A 19595-nucleotide genomic window follows, 5' to 3' on the forward strand; every position below is an offset into this window, starting at 1 on the left:
CCTTACCGGTCAAATCCGGGAAATTTGTCTTCGCAAATGGAAATAATGGCTTCTGCTGTACCTTCGAGGGTCAGGTCCCCATTGTCTAGAAGAACCGCATCTCCTGCCTGGCGGAGGGGAGAAATTTCCCTGTGGCTGTCCAGGTAGTCTCTCCGGCTGATTTCCTTCTCCACCTCTTCCATAGTCATATCCGGATGACCTTCTGTCAATTCCTTAAAACGGCGAACCGCCCTTGTATGAACAGAGGCTGTAAGAAAAATTTTTACATCTGCATCCGGCAGAACTGTGGTACCAATATCCCGGCCATCCAGAACGATTCCCCCTTTTTCTGCCTGTTTCCTCTGAATAGCAACCATGGCTTTCCTTACACCACCAATAGCAGACACCACAGACACATGGGAAGAAACCTCAGGTGTACGGATATAAGGAGTCACATTATTTCCATCCACAAAGACTTCCATATCTTTTTCTCCAGGCCTTACTTCCATCTCCAGATTTTCCGTCATGGAAACGATGTTTCCTTCGCCTTCTACCTTGCGGGCAAGGGCTTCATAGGTCACTGCTCTGTACATAGCCCCTGTATCGAGATAAGCATAGTGAAGTCTTGCAGCCAGGATTTTAGAAACGCTACTTTTGCCTGCCCCTGCAGGCCCATCGATAGCAATAGATAATTTACGCATGTTCACTCCTTAAGGCAGAAATGGCTGCCAGATGGCCGGTAGAAAAAGCGGCCTGTAAATTGTATCCGCCGGTGAAGGCATGAATATCCAGCACTTCGCCTGCCAAATAAAGATTCTGAACGATTTTTGATTCCATGGTCGAAGGATTGACTTCCTTCACTGAAATCCCGCCCGCCGTCACAATGGCTTCTTCAATGGGCTGGGTACCGGTAATGGTCAGCGGCAGGGCCTTTAAAGTCTGTACCAGTTTGACTCGGTCCGCCTTTTTAAGTTCACTTACAGGAAGATTCCTGGAAATCCCTGCAAGGTTAAGCACTACATCAATCATGCGGTGGAGCATAAGATCCTGCAGTGCACCTGCCATCTGGCGTTTCTGATATTTCTCCAGGTCCCGCAGGACGCGTTTATCCAGCACTTCCTGCGTTAACGCCGGCTTAAGGTCAATAGAGCCTTTCACGGAATGTCCCTGAGAAAGCCACAATGAAACTTTATCGGAAAGAGAAAGGACAATAGGCCCCGAAATACCAAAATGGGTAAATAACATTTCACCAAATTCTTCCGCCTTCCTTCTTCCCCCTCCATCTACAGAAAGTGTGACATTCTTAAGAGAAATTCCCTGAAGTTCTTTGCAATAGTCTTCTTTGCAGACAAGAGGAATAAGGGCCGGGCGGATAGTAGTTACTTTATGGCCCATTTCTTTTGCCATTCTGTAACCATCTCCAGTAGAGCCGGTTCTTGGATAGGAAGCACCGCCGGTGGTAAGGATCACCGCATCCGCCTCATAAGATCTCTTCCCTGTCATAACACCGGAGATTTTCCCTTCTCTAATAAGGATTTTCTTTACCGGCTCTTCCAGATGAAGATCCACTTTTTCATCCCGCAGTTTTTTCATAAAAAGATGCCGTACTTCCTGCGCATCGTCACTTTCCGGAAATACGCGTCCTCCCCGTTCCACCTTGGTTGAAAGTCCCCAGCTGTGGAAAAGGTCAAGCAGGTCCTCATTATCAAATTTTTCATAAGCGCTATAAAGGAATCGGCCATTCCCCGGCGTTTTAGCAATAAAATCCATAATAGGTGCCGCGTTGGTGATATTGCAGCGGCCCTTACCGGTTATTCCCATTTTAAGACCCACCTTGGGCATCTTTTCAAATAAGGAAACCTTTGCTCCTTCATGGGCCGCGGTGACTGCGGCAAGAAGGCCGGCTACACCGGCACCTATAACGATAATTTTTTTAGCGGTAGAGCTCATATAATTTCCTGACCTCCTCGCCTGTAAGTTTCCTGTAACTTCCACGGGTGAGTCCCTCCATGGTGAGGAAGCTGTAACCTGTACGTACCAGTTCGAAAACAGGATAATGATAGGCTTCCATCATTTTTCTTATTTCCCTGTTCTTCCCTTCATGAAGAGTCATGAGAACCATGGTTTTATTTTTTTCTTTATTATATTGCAGTACTTCGATCTTGCAGGGTGCTGTGATTCCTGTATCAATGCGGACGCCCTGAGACATTTTATCGGCCAGTTTTGGAGAATACCTTCCGCGCACTGTAACTTTATATATTTTTTCCACTTCATGACTGGGATGAGTCAGGATATAATCCAGGTCTCCGTCATTTGTCATAATCAGGAGTCCTTCCGAATGATAATCAAGACGCCCTACCGGAAAGATCCGTTCCCGGATGGTACGGAAATAATCCATCACCGTGCGCCTTCCCTGAGGATCTGAAACAGAAGTGATTACGCAGTCCGGTTTATAGAAGAGGAAATATCGTTTCTTTTCCTGCCTGACCGGAACACCCATCGCTTCGATGCGGTCTGTCACCGGATCCGCTTCACTCCCTAATTCCGTCACCACCCTGCCATTCACCTTCACCTGTCCCGATGAAATGAGTTCCTCTGCCTTTCTTCTGGAGCATATACCGGCATGGCTTAAGATTTTCTGCAGTCTTTCTTTCAAAATAAATCTCCTTCGTTCACTTTTTCAGACCATCGGGTTCTGAGCTCTCCAACATCATTAAGACCGGTGCAGTTAAGAAACCTTTTGGTTGTACCATACAGGATCGGCCTTCCTGGAACTTCCAGCCGGCCTCTTTCCTCAACAAGGTCTTTATCCAGCAGCTGGGAAATAATTCTGCCTGCAGATACACCGCGGATTTTTTCTATTTCTGCTCTTGTAACAGGCTCCTTACAGGCGATAACAGCCAAAGTCTCCAATGCCGCCTGAGAAAGAGGCGTCTGTTTCCCAAGAGCCTGATTCAGCCAGGAATCGTACATTTTCTTTGTCACCAGGGAATACCCCGCACCTGTATAATGGAGAGTAATTCCCGATTCAGGAGAATTATATTTCTCCTTCAGAGCCTGAAGCGCCCTATCTACGGTTACTGTATCTTCCCCCAGAAGCTCTGCAATTTCCTTAAGGCTTACCGGGCTTCCTTTGGCAAAAAGGAAAGCTTCAATCAATCCCAACAAGCTCTGAAGGCTATTCATGAGCCCACTCCTTCCACAATCAAACCTTCTGCTTTATCCAGAATGCGCACCTTTCCCTGACGTATCAGTTCAAGAAGAGCGAAAAAAGATACTGACAAGCGGAGCCTTGTCTTACACTGTTTTAAATACTCCGCAAAATTCAGGTATCCGAAAGCAGCAATCGACCTTTCCCAATTCATGATTTCTTCATCCAGCGATACTTCCTCCGCCGAAAGAAGCGTTTCTTCTTCATGAACCGATTCATAAAGAGACAGAAATGCTGCCTGCAGTCGCATTATGGAAATTTTTCCCCGGAATGCACCACTCTTAAAGACAGCCGGTTCCCGTGCCCTGTAAGGACGCTCTTCTTCCATCAGTGCTTCAATGCGTGCCCGTATTTCTTTCATCTGTCTGAACTCTTCCAATGATCTGGCCAATTCCTGACGGGGATCATCCGATTCATCACTTTCTTCCTGTCTTCTGGCGGGAAGAAGCATTCTTGATTTGATTAATAACAGCGTGGAAGCCATAGCAAAGAAACTGCTTCCCAGTTCCAGATTAAACCGGTGGGCAGCAGCAAGATAAGCAAGGTACTGGTCCGTAATGAGATGAATGGGAATATCATGAATATCGATCCGGTCCTTTGTAACCAGATGAAGGAGCAGATCCAGAGGCCCCTCAAAAACCGGGAGATTTACCTGGTATTCTTCTGCTTTTTCCTGGTCCATTCCCTCATCCTTTCCTCATGACACACTCTTCCAGTTTACCTTTTACATATTAACACAGACCGGGAGAAAGGAAAAGAAAGAGTCTTCCTTTTTATGGAAATAAGAAATCATGTATAATAGATTTAAAGGAGATTCCTTATGACAGACGATAAAAAAACTTTGAACCTGAAAGACCTTCCTCCCTTCACCTCTGCCCTTCTTTCCATGATAGCAGCAGGCAGAAAAGACTTCGATACTCCCGGTCACCACAGCGGGCAATTTTATAACCTTATCCCGGAAGGACGGTTCTTTACAAGCGCCCTGGGAACTTCCCCCTTCACGGCAGATATATCCGACTCCTCCTCCATCATTGGCGATCCTTCTTCTCATGAAGGCGTATCCGGACAGGCTGAACGTCTTGCTGCAGAAACATGGAACAGTGATGAATGCTTTTTCGTCCTGTCCGGCACCTCAGGTTCCAACCGTATTGCCACATCGGCTCTTCTTTCTGATGGAGACCTGGTCCTTTTTGACCGGAACAATCATAAATCAGCCTGGCAGGGAGCATTGATTGAAGCAGGTGCCAGAGCAGTCTACCTCCCTTCAGAACGAAACAGTCATGGCATCATCGGCCCTATAGATGCATCGTCGCTGGATGAAAAATTCCTGCGCAGAGAAGCGGAAAAACTTGATCCTGATGTCTTGAAAAAGGATCGTCCTTTCCGTCTTGCCTGCCTGCAGCTTGCAACATATGACGGTCTTTTTCTAAATATGAAGGAAATATTGAAACGTATCGGCAGCCTATGTAATTATATTCTTCTGGATGCCGCATGGGCAGGTTATGAAAATTTTATTCCTCTTTTGAAAGACTCCGCAGTTCTTACCTTTCCTCTTTTAAAAGATGACCCCGGTATCCTTGTAACTCAGTCAGTTCACAAACAGTTAGCCGGTTTTTCTATGACAAGCCAGATTCACAAAAAAGACAGCCACATCAAAAATGAAAAAAGATACCTTCCCCATGATGTGCTGAATGATGCCTTTCTTATGCACATTTCCACATCACCCTACTTCCCTCTTTTCGCAGGACTTGAAATGAATGCATTCATTCACCGGAAAAAAGGAAAAGAAATTTGGGCCAAAGCTTTCCACTCTGCTACAGAATTAAAAAAGAAGCTTCTTTGGGAAACGAAATTTTTCAAGCCTTTTCTGCCCGATAAAGTTTATGGAAAGAAATGGGAAGACTATGACACAGAAACCATCATGCATGACATTTCTTTTTTCACTCCGGATGAAAAAATGGGATTTACAAAATTATCCTCTTCCTTTGTGACTCTGGATCCCTGCAAGACACTCATCATCACCGGTTCTTTTACCGATAACTGTCACTCCATCCCTGCTCCTCTCGTTTCTCTCTACCTGGAAAGTTTGGGAATCACGGCAGAAAAATCAGATTTCTATACCCTTCTCTTCCTGAACGAACCCGGAGACACTTCCGAAAAGACCGATTACCTTCTTTCCGCATTGAAAGAATTTGAAACAGCTTACCTCGAAAACAGACCCATGAGCGATTTTCTCCCCGCCATCACCTCGAAGGAAGGGGAAGGGCTGAAAGATTTCTGCTGCCGCTTCAGCAATTTACTTTTCACAAAGAAAGCAGGAAATCTTACCAAAGCTTTATTTCAGAAGAAATATTTCCCCCAATGCTCCCTTTCCTGCAAAAATGCCCATGATCTTTTTGTCAAAGGGAAAAGGAGAAAAATTCCCCTTACCGAAGCGGAAGGTCATATTTCTCTGGAAAATATCCTTCCCTACCCGCCTGGGATCTGCGTCCTTGCTGCCGGAGAAGTCTGGTCCCGGACCATTCTCGATTATTTCCTCTTTCTGGAGGAATACGGGAAAGATTTCCCCGATTTTCTCCCCGAAATACTCGGTGTCCATCATGAAGACGGAATGCCCTATGTGTGGGTGGCAGCGTACTAAAAAACACTTGACAAAATCATCATTTCCGATTAATCTACAAAATATAAACCGTTGAAGCGGAGATCAAAGCAGAAAATGCGCGCAAAGAGAGTCCTGCCTGGTGAGAATGGATCGAGATGCAGTCTGCCAAATGGACCGCTGAGGGCATGGCGAAACCTCTGGAAGTATACCATGACGTGGGGCATACGTTAGTTGCCGGGGATATGTCAGTATCCCGCTAAGCGCACGTAATCGTGAAACAAGGTGGCACCGCGGAATCATCCGTCCTTGGCAGAATTATTCCTGCCCGGGCGGATTTTTTATTGCCCGGACATTTCAAAGGAGGTTACTATGTACCCGTCTCTTGAAGAAGTCAGAAAACTCAGTGCAGAGGGGATTTACAAACGGATTCCCGTCTGCCGCGAAATCATGGCAGACCGCTTTACAACCATCGAAGTCATGCGGACTATCCGGGCTGCCAGTCATCACTGTTTTATACTGGAAAGTGCGGAAAGCAACCAGCCCTGGAGCCGCTATTCCTTTCTGGGCTACGACCCAACCCTGGAACTCACCTGCCTGAACGGGCGTCTTTGCATACGCAAAGGCGATGAAAATGAAGAACAGGAAGAAACCATAGAAATAGTGGACCACCCCGGCGATGCCATTCGAAAAATCCTTTCCGAAAACAAAAGTCCCAAACTTCCCGGTCTTCCCCCATTCACAGGAGGTCTCGTAGGCTATTTCTCCTATGACTACATCAAGTATGCCGAACCCACTCTGAAACTCACCAACGTGGAAAATGCCGATTTCAATGATGTGGACCTCATGCTCTTCGATAAGCTCATCATATTTGATGCCTTCAAACAAAAAATCATCCTCCTCTGCGGCGTATCCACTGCAAATCCCGAATCATCCTACAAAGAGGCAGAAGAAAAACTGGAAGAGATGGCAAAACTCCTCTCCTCTGGTGCCAGGGCAGCCTTCAAGCCACTGGAACTTCTTGAACCCCTCATCCCGGCCCATTCAAAAGAAGAATATGGCACTATGGTAAATCAGGCCAAACATTACATCGTAGAAGGTGATATTTTTCAGGTAGTCCTTTCCAATCCCCTCACTGCAAAGGCAAAAGGCAGCATTTTTGATGTCTACCGGATACTCCGCATGCTGAATCCTTCCCCCTATATGTTTTACTTCACCAGTGACAATGTGGAAATAGCAGGCGCTTCCCCGGAAACCCTTGCAAAACTTCAGGACGGCACCCTCTACACCTTCCCGCTTGCCGGTACAAGACCCAGAGGAAAGACGCCGGAAGAAGACAAAGCCCTGGAAGAAGGGCTTCTGAAAGACGAAAAAGAACTGGCCGAACATAATATGCTGGTAGACCTTGGCCGGAACGATCTTGGCAAAATCAGCAAAATCGGTACTGTCAAAGTGGACCGCTACCTCAATATCCTCCGCTTCTCTCATGTCATGCATATCGGTTCCACAGTGGAAGGAAAAATACGGGATGATAAAGATGCCGTCGATGCCATCGATGCAGTCCTCCCGGCAGGTACACTTTCCGGTGCGCCAAAACTCCGGGCCTGCGAAATCATCGAAGAGGAGGAATCCAGAAAGCGGGGCATTTACGGAGGGGCCATCGGGTATCTTGATTTCTCAGGAAATATGGATACCTGCATCGGCATCCGTCTGGCCTATAAGAAAAATGGCATCCTCTGCGTCCAGTCCGGGGCAGGCATCGTAGCCGACAGCCAGCCGGAAAGAGAATACCAGGAATGCCTCAACAAGGCAAAAGCCCTCACCACCGCTATTTACGAGGCAGAAGGAGGATTAGAATGATTATTCTCATCGACAATTACGACAGCTTTTCCTACAACCTCTTCCAGCTCGCAGGAAGCCTCTATCCTGATATCAAAGTCATCAGAAATGATACCTATACTGTCCAGGAACTGGAAGAAATGAACCCCGAGGCTATCCTCATCTCTCCGGGCCCCGGACGCCCTGAAGATGCAGGTGTCTCCATTGATGCCATCCGCTGCTTTGCACCAAAAATTCCGATTCTCGGCGTATGTCTGGGCCATCAGGCCATCTGCAAATGCTTCGGTGCTACCGTCTCCTATGCCAAAGAACTGGTCCATGGCAAAGCATTCACCATTGAACTTGATACGGAAAGTCCCCTCTTCAAAGGTATGGACAAATTCATTAAAGCTGCCCGCTATCACTCCCTGGCAGCTGTAGAAGACACAATGCCGGAATGCCTTAAAATCACCGCCCGCACGAAAGACGGCGAAATCATGGCTGTGGAGCACAGGGACTATCCCGTCTACGGACTCCAATTTCATCCGGAATCCATCATGACCCCTGAAGGTCACAAGATTCTGGAAAACTTCTTTGCCATCGCAAGAAAAAAAGCAGCGACCAACCTTTAGCCATCTGCTGCGGATCCGCAGCACAATGAAAATATTTTTACAGATAAAGCAGAAAAACGCCTGTATTTCCACTGATTTCATTTGACAGAATCCATAAAATCTTTTATAATAATAAAGCTGTTTCATATCGGACAGCGAATTTTTTAGAGAGGTGATCTACACAATGGCAACAAACAGAAATCTCCGTTTTAAGACAAGCAGACGTTTCGGCGTAAACGTATACGGCCATCCGAAAGCGTTAAAACGGCAGGTAGCAGACGCTCATCAGAAAAAACAGTCTGAATACGGCGTTCAGCTCGCAGAAAAACAGAAAGTGAAAGCGATGTACAACCTGCTTGAAAAGCAGTTCTACCGCTATTATGATAAAGCAAGGAGAATGTCCGGTGTCGTAGGTGAAAACCTGCTGTTCCTGCTGGAAACCAGACTGGACAACCTTGTATACCGTGCAGGCTTTGCACGCTCCATCCGTCAGGCTCGTCAGATGGTTACCCATGGCCTGATTACCGTTGATGGCAAGAGAGTAGATATTCCATCTTACCCGGTTCGCGCAGGCCAGGTGATTTCCCTGAAGGATGCTTACAGATCCAATGAAATGTTCAAACAGTCTTTCCAGGAAATGAAATCCTTCGATCTCCCTTATATCGAAAAATCCTTCGATAACTGGACTGCAACCCTGACCAGATTCCCGCAGAGAGATGAACTCCCTTACAAAGACGAAGTCAACGAAACCAACATCGTCGAACTGTACTCCAAGTAATAAAGGACCACAAAAAAGCTGAGGCAATGCCTCAGCTTTTTTATTGTGCCTTAAAAAATAAAGGCCCCACAGCAAACGGGTGATTTCTCCCATCTGAAGGAGCCACCAAAACATATGCTGACCGATGTCTGAAATTTAATATCATTCCCGTTGAAACTGAGTCAAAACCTTCGTGGAAAGGCTCCCTTTGATAGTGGAGCTTCGGCACAACCGTTGAGTAGACAAACTCCTCTGTCAGCCACAAACTTTCCATTCGAAAATGTATACCAAAGGCAAAATCGAAAAGTACGGCGTCCATAAATCCGCGTCCTCCCCACCCCGATTCCGTACGGTTTATAATCTTATAGACAACCGTTAATGCAAAGCTGCAAAACTTACAACCTTGATGAGAACTTCAGGAGCTGGGAACTTTTGCACCCAAAAAGCATGGAACCAAAATGGTTTCCATGCTTTTCTATTTCTATTATTTGAATGCATCAATAATCTTGTCCAGGAAGGAGCTCTTCCCTTTGTACTGGCTGCAGTCTTCACCCATTTCGTTAGCGTAATGGAGAAGGGCATTTTTCTGGTTTTCATTAAGTCGTTTCGGTACGACCACGCGGACTTCCACATAGAGGTCGCCTTTGCGGGTGGACTGAAGACGGGGCATGCCTTCACCAGAAATGCGGAATCTGGTCCCGTTCTGGGTGCCGGCGGGAATCTTCAGTTCTACTTCTTTATCCAGTGTCTTGACTTTGATGGTGGAACCCAGAGCTGCTATCGGATAAGAGATATCAACCATTCTGTAAAGATCGTCTCCCTCTCTTTCGAAGTCCGGATCATCTTTGACAAAGATATAGACGTAAAGGTCGCCTTTCGGGCCTCCCCGTTTTCCCGGTTCGCCTTCTCCGGCCACTCTCATCCGTACGCCGCTGTCAGCGCCTGCCGGAATATTGACTTCAATGGTTTTGGAGGCACGAATGGTCCCGCTGCCGTGACATTTATGGCATTTGTTTTTGATGATTCTGCCAGTGCCATGACATTCGTTACAGGTCACGATATTGACCATCTGGCCGAAAGGGCCGTTTCTGACTACTCTCTGCTGGCCTGTCCCATGGCAGGCAGGGCAGGTATCCACGGAGGAGCCCGGTTCAGCGCCATTTCCATGGCAGTGATCGCAGACTTCGTTTTTCGTGACGGAGAATTTCTTCTTCACTCCCGTGAATGCTTCCCGAAGGGTAATGGTCATATCATAGCGAAGGTCTGCGCCCTGTTCAGGTCCATTATTTCTTCTGCGGCTTCCCCCGGTGAACATGTCGAAGATGTCCCCCATATCGAATCCGCCGAAGTCAAATCCCTGGCCATTAAAGCCGCCCTGTCCGAATCCGCCGAATCCCCCTGCCCCGGCTCCGCCCCGGGATGCCTGAGTGAAGGCGTCGTGGCCGAGCTGGTCGTACTGGGCCCTTTTATCGGCATCAGAAAGTACATGGTAGGCTTCGTTGACTTCCTTGAACTTTTCTTCTGCCGCTTTGGGATTGTCTTTATTCAGGTCCGGATGGTACTTGCGGGCAAGTCTTCTATATGCTTTTTTGATTTCGTCATCCGAGGCGTTTTTGTTGACGCCCAGGATATCATAGTAATCCTTGCTGTCTGCCATTTAGAAATCTCTATTCCTGATTATTTGTCGTCGTCAACGACTTTGTAATCAGCATCTACTACATTGTCTTTGTCTTTTTTGGCTCTGCCCTGGGGTCCCTGCTGTGTGCCCTGGGCATTCTGGGCCTGCTGCTGAGCCTGCTGTGCCTGCTGAGCCTGCTGGTAAAGTTTTTCGGTCAGTTCGTGGAGCGGTTTGGTGAGGGCTTCGGCATCGGCTTTGATCTTTTCGGTATCGTCGCCTTTGAGGGTTTCTTTCAGTTTAGCAATAGCGTCATTGACTTCTTTGACTTTTGCCTGGTCTGCTTTGTCACCCAGTTCTTTGATGGTCTTTTCAGCCTGGTAAATCAGGGCTTCTGCATTGTTCTTAGCAGTAATGGCTTCTTTACGTTTCTTATCTTCTGCTTCGTGTGCCTTTGCGTCGTCCTGCATTCTCTTGATTTCTTCATCAGAGAGACCGGATGAGGAGGTAATATCAATCTTCTGTTCCTTGCCGGTACCCAGATCTTTTGCAGAAACATGGACAATACCGTTGGCATCGATATCAAAAGTGACCTGAATCTGAGGAATTCCTCGCGGAGCCGGCGGAATATCGGAGAGTTCGAAGCGGCCGAGGGTCTTGTTATCGGCTGCCATCGGTCTTTCGCCCTGGAGTACATGAATGTCTACAGATGGCTGGTTATCGACTGCCGTGGAGAATACCTGGGTCTTGGAGGTAGGAATGGTGGTATTTCTCTTGATCATGGTCGTGAAGACTCCGCCCAGAGTTTCAATGCCCAGGGACAACGGAGTGACATCGAGAAGAAGTACGTCTTTGACTTCGCCTTTGAGTACGCCTGCCTGAATGGCTGCGCCTACGGCCACGGATTCATCCGGATTGACTCCCTTGGATGGTTCTTTACCGAATTTATTTCTAATGAGGGTCTGAACGGCCGGGATACGGGAAGAGCCGCCAACGAGGAGAATCTTGTCAATATCATTGATGGAGAGTCCGGCATCTTTCATAGCACGGTCCATAGGTTCTACAGTTGCCTGAACGAGATCTTCCGTGATGCGGTCAAATTCTGCACGGGTCAGAGTGCCTTCGAAGTGAACCGGAGTGCCGTCTTCATCTACGGTAAGGAAGGGCAGATTGATATCGGTGGACATCATGCTGGAAAGTTCAATCTTTGCTTTTTCGCCGGCTTCCTTGAGGCGCTGATTGGTCATGGGATCACGTTTCAGCGGAAAACCATTCTGTTTCTGGAAAGTATCTGCAATCCAGTCCATGACGCGGGCATCGAAATCATCGCCGCCCAGATGACCATTGCCGGAAGATGCTTCTACTTCAAATACGCCGTCAGCAAGATCGAGGATGGAAACATCGAATGTGCCGCCGCCAAGGTCATAGACCAGGAATCTGTGTTCTTTGCCGTCTTTAATCTTGTCCAGGCCATAAGCCAGAGCAGATGCAGTCGGTTCATTGATGATACGGAGAACTTTCAGTCCTGCGATAGCGCCGGCATCTTTTGTCGCCTGACGCTGGCTGTCGGTGAAGTATGCCGGGCAGGTAATAACGGCTTCAGTGACTTTCTCACCCAGGTAAGCTTCTGCGTCGACTTTCAGTTTCTGAAGGATCATGGCAGAAATTTCCTGTGGGGTGTAGGATTTGTCATCAATGGTGACTTTGTAGTCGCTGCCCATATGGCGTTTAATGGAAACTACGGTGCGGTGGGGGTTGGAAACAGCCTGACGCTTTGCCAGCTGGCCTACCAGTCTTTCACCGGTTTTCTTGGAGAAGCCGACTACGGAAGGAGTAAGTCTGGAACCTTCTGCGTTCGGGATAACGACCGGTTCGCCGCCTTCCATGACAGCTACTACGGAGTTGGTTGTACCTAAATCAATACCAATTACTTTTGACATTTTAAAATGTCCCCTTTCGTTATATTTTACTAATATTGATATTTTTTATATTTGTGCTGCCATAGTCAATTGTTCTTTACAACCTGGACTCTGGCAGGACGTAATACCGTATCTTTGTACATGTAGCCTTTCTGGAATACGGCGGCTACCGTTTCATCTTCCTTGTCATCGGCTTCTACCATCATGACGGCTTCATGGAAATGGGGATCAAAGGGCTTACCCTGAGCCTCCATTTCGGTGACTCCGAAGTCATTCATGATCTTCAGGAGCTGTTTCTGGAGGAGCTCGAAGCCTTTCGCATAGGCTTCGCTGCCTTCTTCTTTTTTCATGTGCTTCAGGGCCAGTTCACAGTTGTCGAGGACCGGAAGGAAATTTTTCAATGTTTCCGATTTGTAGATATCTGCCGCTTTGGCATCGTTTTCCCTGGTGCGGCGGCGGAAATTATCGAAATCCGCCTGCAGTCTCACATACTGGGAAAGGGCTGCCTGCATCTTCGCATCTCCCGCTTTTACTTTACTTTCCGCTTCATTGGCCCGTTTTTGGGCTTCGGCAGCCTGCTTTGTCAGGAAAATGACCTGCTGCTGCAATTCCTCCGCCGTGGGTTTTGGTATTTCTTTTTTCACTTCCTGTTTCGGCTCTGCCTTCGGCGCTTCACCGGAAGCAGCTTTCTGGTTAACCTCTACTTTCACATCGACTTTGACTTTCTCGTCTTTCATCAGGATCCTCCTATTATTCTTTATTTTTCAGAAGTGTATCCAGTCTCTGCTGCATGAATCGCATCATGCCTATAATTCTGCTGTACTGCATTCTTGTAGGACCAAGTACAGCCACAGACCCGATTACCCGGCCATTCGAAGAGAACTGGGCACGGACGATGGAGAGGTCTGAGAGGGATTTCACTGTATTTTCTGTACCAATATGCACGGCAATGGGCTGATCGGAACTGGAAAGAAGCATGCTCTGCAGCATATCTCTCTGCTCAAGAAGGTTCAGGATATCCTGCATTTTCTCCACATTTTTGAATTCCGGCTGTTCAATCAGCTGGGAGGCGCCGCCGGAGTAAACTTCTTTCGGCGGAGTCAGGGCCTGCTGCAGTGCCTTGAACACATTCACATAAGGACTCAGGTCCTTTTCTATTTCCTTTTGGAAGGAAAGAATGGTCTTTTCATCCATAGCGGCGATTTCCCGGTCATGAAGGAAATAATTCATCTTGTCCGCCAGAAGCTGCATTCCATCAAAAGTGGTACCTTTTGGTATTTCGACTACTGCATTGGACACATCCCCCTGATCGGAAACGACCAGAAGAATGGCCCGGATGCCGTCCAGCGGCAGGAAACGGATATAGTTGAATTTCTTCTTCGATCCCGCCGAAGTAGCAACCGACAAGTTGTGGGTCAGGGCCGCCACGGCTTTGGCCATATTCCGGAATATTTCATCCACCCTGGTCACATGATTGAGAAGCATGCTGTCAATCATGGATTCTTCTTCACTGGTTACGGGAGAAGGCTGCATGAGCCAGTCAACGTAAAAACGATATCCCTTGATGGAAGGGATACGTCCTGCGGAAGTATGGGGCTGCTCCAGATACCCTTCGTCCTCCAGATCCTGCATTTCATTCCGGATGGTGGCGCTGCTGACGCCAAGATCGTACTTTCTGGCAATGGTGCGGGACCCTACGGGTTCTGCAGTATCCGCATAATCCTGAACCACGGCCCAGAGGACTTTTCTCTTTCTTTCATTCAGTTCGTTGGCTCCCTGACGGTCGCCATCATTTTTTGCTCTGCGTGCTGCCATATTATCACCTTGTTATTAGCACTCATTAGCTTTGAGTGCTAACTTACGATAATAGAATATCATTCATGCCCTGCCTTGTCAAGACTTTATGGCATTTTTACAAGAAATTCGTTGTAAAGCAAAATGAATTTTCCCAGTCTAAAATTACAAAAAATAAAAAAGAGGAGACTCGAAAGTCTCCCCTTTCAGGATTTCAATTTCTTCTAACCCACATATCCCAGCCAGTGCCAGTATGTGGCAGAGAATATGAGGATGGCAATCAGGGAAAGGATGGTGAAGGGAATACCGGTGATCAGGAAATCTCTGGATGTGATATAACCGGTACTATAGGCAATCATGTTCTGCGGTGCGTTGACCGGCAGGATATAGCCATAGGAAACAGTGAACTGCAGGATCATGGTCATGTAGAGTACATTGATCCCCGGCGTCTTGACGCTCTGGAGAACGGCAATGACAATTGGAATCATAGCCGAAGCGAGACCTGTAGCACTGGCAAACCCCAGATGAATAATCGTAAGGAAGAAAGCAAGTACAGCAAGGATCACGAGCGGAGTCATGGTTTCCATCCCGAACATGGCCACGAAGTGATGGGCCAGCCAGATGGCAGCCCCCGATTTCAGGAGAGCCGTACCAAGGCTGATGCCGACGCCGAAGAGAAGGACTGTGCCCCAGTTGATGTGAGGTACTGCCTGTTTCCAGGTCATGACACCGATCTTCGGCATCATCATGATCATAATCCCCGCTACGGTCACAGTAGTCGTGTCAAATGGATGAAGTTTCTTTTCAGTGACCCAGAAGAACAGGAGCAGGAAGGAAACGAGAAGAAGTTTCTTTTCCGCAAAGGAAACCGGTCCCATTTCCTTCAGCATTTTTTCCAGCGCTTCCCGGCCGCCAGGCATTTCCTTGACTTCTGGTGGAATGGTATGAATCAGAAGGAAGTACAGGACCACGGACATAATGGCTGCATAGGGAGCAGCGGCCATGAACCATTCAATCCAGGAAATATCCTGTCCCAGCACCTGCTGGATAAAGCCGATGGCCACCATGTTCTGGGCGGCTGCCGTCTTGATACCGATATTCCACAGAGAGTCTGCCTGAGCCACTGCCATCATCAGTACGGCAGCAAAGGGAGAACCCTCTTTCAGCCCAAAGGCCCTGATAATCCCGACCACGATCGGAACCATGCAGGATACACGGGCCGTAGTGGACGGAACAAAGAAGGAAAGCAGGAAACCTACGAAAATAACACCAATGACAAGATGATTGGATTTCACACCGATATGGCTCATGACGACCAGAGCAATTCGTTTGTCAAGTCCTGTGATCATCATGCCCGCCGACAGGAACATAGCCCCTGCCACCAATGCCCAGGCAGTTGTTGAAAATCCGGCCAAAGCCATCTTCATGGCATTTGCCGTTCCCAGAATGGCTGTCGGTTTTGCCGGATTTGGCGCCATGCCCAGTGAAAATGCCATCAGAACCATGATGATGAATGCGCTGACCGGGTACGTAACGCCTTCGGTCATCCAGATGATGACTGCAAATGCAAGAATTCCAATGAGCCTGTGACCCTGGGTAGGCAAGTCTACCGGCGTTGGGAACAGCCAGACAATGATCATGGCCGCCAACGCAGCCCACAAGCCGATTTTCTTCGCGATCCCCTCTGATTGATTCATACTTTCACCCCCAAAACAAAAAAGACCGATGTCATGAAACGGTACCCTTCCGTTCCACTCTTGCCGGTCCGTCCCGGTAACAAAAAAATCCCGCACTGCCCCATGGCAGTCAGGAGTTTCTTTGCTCGGTCTGTTTATTTATTCTTAGTATAGACCTGTCAATTCCGGGTGTCAACCAGTATGACAATTATGATTAGATGTGGGGTCAATCATTACCCAAAATCATAAATGGTACCATCGGCAACAGAAGATTGTCTATCCGCGATCATCTGCAAGTGATTGTCACCAATAATTTGCGGACGAAAGGGCTGAGTGAAATATTTCCGGAGACCTTCTTCTAACTGTCTTTCTATGCATCAAAAAACCGTGAAACCAAGAGACTTCACGGTTTTTTATATTTTCATCAGTCAGCGCTGAAAGGAAGCAGAGCGATGGCTCTTGCTCTCTTGATAGCGAGATTGATTTTACGCTGATGTTTTGCGCAGGTTCCGGTTACACGGCGGGGCAGAATCTTGCCTCTTTCGGAAACGAAACGACGCAGTGCAGCAACGTTTTTGTAATCAATGGTGTCTACGTGATCTACGCAACACTGGCAGACCTTTCTTCTCGGTCTTCTAACTCTATCTCTTCTGATCATGCTTTATTATCCTCCAAAATCAATGTTTATCAGAACGGTATGTCTTCATCCTTGGAAGAAGGTCCGAACTGACCAAAATCACCTTTCGGCTGGTTATTCTGGCCGGCAGCGCCGAAGCCGCCGTTATTTCCGAAATTATTATTTCCACCGAAACCACCGTTTCCGCCGAAATTATTATTTCCGTTGTAGCCATTATTACCACCGTAGGAACCGCCCTGAGTCTGCTGCTGTCCATAAGAAGAACCACCGGCTGTGCTCAAAGGAATGGCAATAAAGTTTGCATTCACTTCAGTCACATACCTTTTTGTACCATCCTGCGCTTCATAGGAACGGGTGGTATAACGGCCTTCTACAAAGACCCGTGTTCCTTTTCTCAGCTGGTTGCCTGCAGCTTCCGCCCAGGGACCCCAAGCAACAACGTTGATCCAGTCAGTAATCTCCCTCTGTTCGCCCTGGGGATTTGTGAAATTGCGATTCACTGCAACCGTAAAGGATGCTACGGCACGGCCGGTCTTTGTAGCGCGAACAACCGGATCCCGGGCCAGGTTACCCATAATCTGAACTGAATTCATAGTGCTGCCTCTTAGTCATCCTGTTTAACAATGATATGACGGATAATTTCTTCATGAATCTTGATAACGCGGTCAAGTTCTTTAATCTGCGCCGGGTCAGCCTGGAAATCTACTACTACGTAGTATCCTTCACTCTGATGCTTTACTTCGTACGCAAGATGACGTTTACCCCATTCATCAGTGTTGTCGATGGTGCCGCCAATTCTGGTAATGGTATCCTGCACCAGCTTAACAGCAGCTTTGATTACTTCATCATTAGCTGCATTCACAATGAACATAACTTCATACTTTTTCACGAAATTCGCCTCCTTTTCGGACCTATGTCCCGCACTCTCTGCGGGCCAGGAAGTTTCTTGCCAAATAGCAAGCTTAATTATTATACATGAACAGCCGTCAAAATGCAAATGGAAATTTATAAATCCCTGTATTTTTACAGAATTTCATTCCCCTGACAAATCTCACCTTTTTGCAGCCTGACGCTTCAGCTGCCAATCACTTTTTCTTCTTGCTCACCATAAACCCTGTAGCCTGTTGATTGGCCATGATGACAACATCGGAAATCTGTACCCTTTTCGGCTGATCGGCTACGAAAGCGATGATATTGGCAATATCTTCAGCCTGAAGGGCATCTACACCTTCATAAACGGCAGCAGCTCTCTTTTTATCACCATGGAAACGGACCTCACTGAAAGGAGTCTCCACGATGCCCGGTTGGATTGTGGTAACCTTGATATTACTGTCAATAACATCAATCCGGATTCCATCGCTGAATGTCTTAACGGCTGCTTTTGTCGCACAGTATACTGCTGCTCCCGCATACGCATAAAGTCCTGCCGTGGAACCCATATTGATGATATGGCCTTCATTGGCTTTGAGCATGGCAGGGAGAAAAGCGCGTGTCATAAGGAAAAGTCCTTTGATATTGGTCTCCACCATCTGGAGAATATCATCTTCATCCGTTTCCTCATAAGGTTCAAGACCTCTGGCGAGACCTGCATCATTAAGAAGGATATAAGGCGTCCCCACCTCTTTCAGACAGCGGATGGTCACTTCATGAATTTCATCTGAATTCTGTACATCCAGTTTATAAGCAGTCACAGATACTTTCTCTTTTTCTTCAATTTCTTTTTTTATCTTTGCCAGTTTTTCTTCATTTCTGGCCGCCAGGACCAGATCATATCCTTTTTCTGCCAAAGCTTTCGCAGTCGCCAGACCAATTCCGCTGGTGGCGCCGGTGATGAATGCAAAATGACTCATATGGACTCTCCTTCTGATATAATAATAAGAAATATATTTTATTATACCCAATTTCAATTCCCTGTCACAGAGAAAAAGGAGAATCTTATGAAATATCTGCCCATCGCCTTCATGATGGCTTCTGCCCTCATTCTCCCGGGCTGCGGGAAAGAGGAAAAACCGGCTCTGCCGCCGGCTGCTCCTTCCGTTTCTGCCCCGGCAGTCCATGAAATCAGTAAAGAATCATCTGAGCTTTACGAGCAAGCGATTTCTGCCTATGGAAAGGGGGATCACAGGACAGCCCTGAACCTCGCCGATGAGGCTCTTGGGAGAGATGGTGAAAATTACAAGGCCCTTTCCCTCAAAGGAATCCTGGAAGCCTTTGATACTTCCCCGGAAAAAGGAATAGAAACGATCAGGAAATCCCTTGCCATCAATCCAGACTATACCCAGGCTTTTTTCGACATGGCTATGGCCCAGAAATTGGGGAAGCATTATGATGAATCCATTCGGTATTTCCAAAAGGTCATCGAAAAAGACCCGCAGAATACCTGGTCTTACTATGGGATTGCCACCAACTATGCCGACAAGAGGGATAAGGCCAAAGCCCTGGAATACTTAAAAAAATCGATTTCCCTGGACCCGCAGCATGTGAGACCCGAAGCCTCTACCCAGGACCATTTCCTTTGGCTCCATGGAGACAAAGACTTTGAAAGTCTGGTGAAATAAGAAATTCCTATGAAATACGCATTCATCCTTTCCATTCTTTCGCTGGTGCTCTACCATGATATATTTCTTTCTGCCGCCGGAGTGCTGGGATATGCAGCAGGTATTTTCTTTCTTTTTACATACAGGGAGAAGCCAGCCATTCTGGCCATCGGCTGCATTTCCACTATAGTCATCACCCTCATGTATTTTTCCTGGGATTTTTCCTTTGAAGGATATATGCATATCGGTATAGCCTGGTCTATGACCATCACAGCTTTTGTGGTCATCCTGACCCTGGTAAGCCTGATTATGAAAATAAAAGATATACTGGTCAAATGACCATCAAAAAGAAATCCACCAGCATAGCTGGTGGTTCTTCACATGCGGCCACAAGGGCCTTTTATTACTGGCTGCGCGTTAACGCGCTTGTGCTTCTGTCACT

Annotated in this window: 21 protein-coding genes; 6 read left to right on the forward strand and 15 right to left on the reverse strand. The window is 47.4% G+C overall.

Translation table 11 applies throughout. The annotated features are described in order from the left end of the window. Window positions 1-2: 2 nt before the first annotated feature. The 5 genes from cmk to QZN42_RS02550 are packed head-to-tail and all read right to left on the reverse strand — an operon-like array spanning window position 3 to window position 3872. Window positions 3-680, reverse strand: a complete 678-nt coding sequence (gene cmk / locus QZN42_RS02530; protein WP_296954153.1) for a (d)CMP kinase — start codon at window positions 678-680, stop codon at window positions 3-5. Further along, window positions 673-1929, reverse strand: a complete 1257-nt coding sequence (locus tag QZN42_RS02535; RefSeq protein ID WP_296954154.1) for an NAD(P)/FAD-dependent oxidoreductase — start codon at window positions 1927-1929, stop codon at window positions 673-675. Before QZN42_RS02535 ends, cmk begins: the two co-directional genes overlap by 8 nt. Beyond that, window positions 1913-2635 carry a pseudouridine synthase gene (locus tag QZN42_RS02540; protein ID WP_296954155.1) on the reverse strand — a complete coding sequence of 241 codons (723 nt, stop codon included), beginning with the start codon at window positions 2633-2635 and terminating at the stop codon, window positions 1913-1915. The genes QZN42_RS02535 and QZN42_RS02540 overlap by 17 nt, the downstream gene beginning before the upstream one ends. Beyond that, window positions 2632-3165, reverse strand: a complete 534-nt coding sequence (gene scpB, locus QZN42_RS02545; RefSeq protein ID WP_296954156.1) for an SMC-Scp complex subunit ScpB — start codon at window positions 3163-3165, stop codon at window positions 2632-2634. Before scpB ends, QZN42_RS02540 begins: the two co-directional genes overlap by 4 nt. Beyond that, on the reverse strand, window positions 3162-3872 hold the full coding sequence (locus tag QZN42_RS02550; RefSeq protein ID WP_296954157.1) for a ScpA family protein: 711 nt from the start codon (window positions 3870-3872) through the stop codon (window positions 3162-3164). The genes scpB and QZN42_RS02550 overlap by 4 nt, the downstream gene beginning before the upstream one ends. 138 nt (window positions 3873-4010) lie before the next feature. Here QZN42_RS02550 and QZN42_RS02555 point away from each other — a divergent pair, with 138 nt between their 5' ends. The 4 genes from QZN42_RS02555 (at window position 4011) to rpsD (ending at window position 8996) form a co-directional block, all read left to right on the forward strand. Further along, on the forward strand, window positions 4011-5831 hold the full coding sequence (locus QZN42_RS02555) for an ornithine decarboxylase (RefSeq protein ID WP_296954158.1): 1821 nt from the start codon (window positions 4011-4013) through the stop codon (window positions 5829-5831). 330 nt (window positions 5832-6161) lie between these two features. Beyond that, window positions 6162-7649: an anthranilate synthase component I gene (gene trpE / locus QZN42_RS02560; RefSeq protein WP_296954159.1), complete on the forward strand. Its 1488-nt coding sequence runs from the start codon at window positions 6162-6164 to the stop codon at window positions 7647-7649. Then, on the forward strand, window positions 7646-8239 hold the full coding sequence (locus tag QZN42_RS02565) for an aminodeoxychorismate/anthranilate synthase component II (protein WP_296954160.1): 594 nt from the start codon (window positions 7646-7648) through the stop codon (window positions 8237-8239). The genes trpE and QZN42_RS02565 overlap by 4 nt, the downstream gene beginning before the upstream one ends. A gap of 163 nt (window positions 8240-8402) precedes the next feature. Further along, window positions 8403-8996: a 30S ribosomal protein S4 gene (gene rpsD, locus QZN42_RS02570; protein ID WP_296954161.1), complete on the forward strand. Its 594-nt coding sequence runs from the start codon at window positions 8403-8405 to the stop codon at window positions 8994-8996. 40 nt (window positions 8997-9036) lie between these two features. Here the strand turns inward: rpsD and QZN42_RS02575 are convergent, their stop codons facing one another. From QZN42_RS02575 to QZN42_RS02620, 10 genes are all read right to left on the reverse strand, one after another. Next, window positions 9037-9294 (reverse strand): hypothetical protein, encoded by a 258-nt coding sequence (locus QZN42_RS02575; RefSeq protein ID WP_296954162.1) that lies wholly within the window; start codon window positions 9292-9294, stop codon window positions 9037-9039. Window positions 9295-9459: 165 nt separating this feature from the next. After that, the gene (gene dnaJ / locus QZN42_RS02580; protein ID WP_296954163.1) at window positions 9460-10632 is read right to left on the reverse strand and encodes a molecular chaperone DnaJ; all 1173 of its coding nucleotides are present in this window, start codon (window positions 10630-10632) and stop codon (window positions 9460-9462) included. A gap of 20 nt (window positions 10633-10652) precedes the next feature. Continuing rightward, entirely contained in the window at window positions 10653-12530 is a 1878-nt protein-coding gene (gene dnaK / locus QZN42_RS02585) for a molecular chaperone DnaK (protein WP_296954164.1), read from the reverse strand. A gap of 65 nt (window positions 12531-12595) precedes the next feature. Next, a complete protein-coding gene (gene grpE / locus QZN42_RS02590) occupies window positions 12596-13246 on the reverse strand; it encodes a nucleotide exchange factor GrpE (RefSeq protein ID WP_296954165.1) in 651 nt (216 codons plus the stop codon). Window positions 13247-13259: 13 nt separating this feature from the next. Next, a complete protein-coding gene (gene hrcA, locus QZN42_RS02595; protein ID WP_296954166.1) occupies window positions 13260-14324 on the reverse strand; it encodes a heat-inducible transcriptional repressor HrcA in 1065 nt (354 codons plus the stop codon). A 203-nt stretch (window positions 14325-14527) separates the two neighbouring features. Next, window positions 14528-16000: a DASS family sodium-coupled anion symporter gene (locus QZN42_RS02600; RefSeq protein WP_296954167.1), complete on the reverse strand. Its 1473-nt coding sequence runs from the start codon at window positions 15998-16000 to the stop codon at window positions 14528-14530. 403 nt (window positions 16001-16403) lie between these two features. Continuing rightward, window positions 16404-16634, reverse strand: a complete 231-nt coding sequence (gene rpsR, locus QZN42_RS02605) for a 30S ribosomal protein S18 (protein WP_232217348.1) — start codon at window positions 16632-16634, stop codon at window positions 16404-16406. A 32-nt stretch (window positions 16635-16666) separates the two neighbouring features. Then, window positions 16667-17209: a single-stranded DNA-binding protein gene (locus QZN42_RS02610; protein WP_296954168.1), complete on the reverse strand. Its 543-nt coding sequence runs from the start codon at window positions 17207-17209 to the stop codon at window positions 16667-16669. A gap of 11 nt (window positions 17210-17220) precedes the next feature. Next, entirely contained in the window at window positions 17221-17505 is a 285-nt protein-coding gene (gene rpsF / locus QZN42_RS02615) for a 30S ribosomal protein S6 (protein ID WP_008860071.1), read from the reverse strand. A 196-nt stretch (window positions 17506-17701) separates the two neighbouring features. Beyond that, window positions 17702-18466 (reverse strand): SDR family NAD(P)-dependent oxidoreductase, encoded by a 765-nt coding sequence (locus tag QZN42_RS02620; RefSeq protein ID WP_296954169.1) that lies wholly within the window; start codon window positions 18464-18466, stop codon window positions 17702-17704. 87 nt (window positions 18467-18553) lie between these two features. Here QZN42_RS02620 and QZN42_RS02625 point away from each other — a divergent pair, with 87 nt between their 5' ends. Continuing rightward, window positions 18554-19174 carry a M48 family metallopeptidase gene (locus tag QZN42_RS02625; RefSeq protein WP_296954170.1) on the forward strand — a complete coding sequence of 207 codons (621 nt, stop codon included), beginning with the start codon at window positions 18554-18556 and terminating at the stop codon, window positions 19172-19174. Between the two features lie 9 nt (window positions 19175-19183). Further along, a complete protein-coding gene (locus tag QZN42_RS02630) occupies window positions 19184-19492 on the forward strand; it encodes a hypothetical protein (RefSeq protein WP_296954171.1) in 309 nt (102 codons plus the stop codon). The last annotated feature ends 103 nt before the right edge of the window (window positions 19493-19595 follow it).

This window comes from uncultured Dialister sp. (assembly GCA_900314595.1).
GTDB lineage: Bacteria > Bacillota > Negativicutes > Veillonellales > Dialisteraceae > Dialister.